This is a genomic window from Streptomyces sp. UH6 (genome assembly GCF_013421635.1).
Lineage (GTDB): Bacteria > Actinomycetota > Actinomycetes > Streptomycetales > Streptomycetaceae > Streptomyces > Streptomyces abyssomicinicus.
On record NZ_JACADT010001340.1, the window covers coordinates 1 to 1,199 of the forward strand.

At 76.1% G+C, this 1,199-nt stretch carries 1 protein-coding gene; it reads right to left on the reverse strand.

The features are described from left to right. The coding region (locus HW445_RS31740; protein ID WP_180224220.1) for a penicillin-binding transpeptidase domain-containing protein at positions 1–1,191 on the reverse strand (1,191 nt) is incomplete at its 3' end. Positions 1,192–1,199 lie beyond the last annotated feature (8 nt).

Sequence of the window (1,199 nt, forward strand, 5' to 3'; positions counted from 1 at the left end):
CGTGACCACCCCCGGCATCAGCTCCCGCAGCAGCCGTGCCGTGGCCGGCCGCACCACCTGCCGCAGCCCCCGCGGCCCGGCCCGGCCGATCGTGGTCCCGCCGTCCGTCGTGGTCCGCTCCACCAGGTACGGCGTGCGCGTCAGCCCGCCGCCCGCCACCACCGCGGCGACCCGTGCCATCTGCAGCGGCGTGGCCCGGGTGTTGTACTGCCCGATCGACGACAGGGCGAGCTGCGCCCGGTCGACGTCCGGGTCGAAGGTGGACCGGGCCACCGAGAACGGCACCCGCAGCCCGTCGTCGTTGAAACCGAACCCGCGCGCCGTCCGCGACATCCGCTCGGCGCCCACCCGGACGCCCAGCCGGGCGAAGACCGTGTTGCAGGACCACTCGAAGGCCTGCCGCAGCGTGGCCCGGCCGCATTCCGCCCGCTCGTCGGTCAGCTCGGTGTCCGTGCCCGGCAGCCGGTAGGGGCCCGGCTCACCGACCCGCTGGTCGAGGTCGCGCACGACCCGCGCCTCGAGGGCGGCCGCGGCGGTGACCACCTTGAAGGTCGAGCCCGGCGGATACGTCTGGCGCGCCGCGCGGTTGAGCAGCGGCTGGTCCGCGTCGCCCAGCAGCCGGCGCCAGGCCCGCGCCGCCGACGGCCCGTTGCCGGACAGCTCGGCCGGGTCGTAGGAGGGGGTGGAGACCATCGCCAGGATCCGCCCGGTGGCCGGCTCCAGCGCCACCACCGCGCCCTTGCGGTCGCCCAGCCCTTCGAACGCGGCCCGTTGCGCGGCCGGTTCGATCGTGGTGACCACGTCGCCGCCGCGGTCGGCCGGGCCGCCGAGCAGGGGGAGCGCGGCGAGCAGCGGATGACTGCCGCTGAGGACGTCGTCCTCGGTGTGCTCCAGCAGGGTGGTCCCGTACGCCTGCGAGGCGAAGCCGGTGACCGGCGCGTACAACGGCCCGTCGGTGTACGTGCGTTCATGGCGCAGCCGCCCCCCGGAGTCCACGGAGCCGGTGACCGGGCGTCCGCCGACCAGGATGTCGCCCCGGGCCCGGTGGTAGCGGTCGATGTCGGCCCGCCGGTTCGCCGGGCTGTGTTCGTACGCCCCCGCGTCGAACACCTGCACCCGGGCGGCGTTCACCAGCAGCGCGGCGAGCAGCAGCAGACAGAACACCGCGGCGTGGCGCACGGTGCGGGTCACGGCCCCGC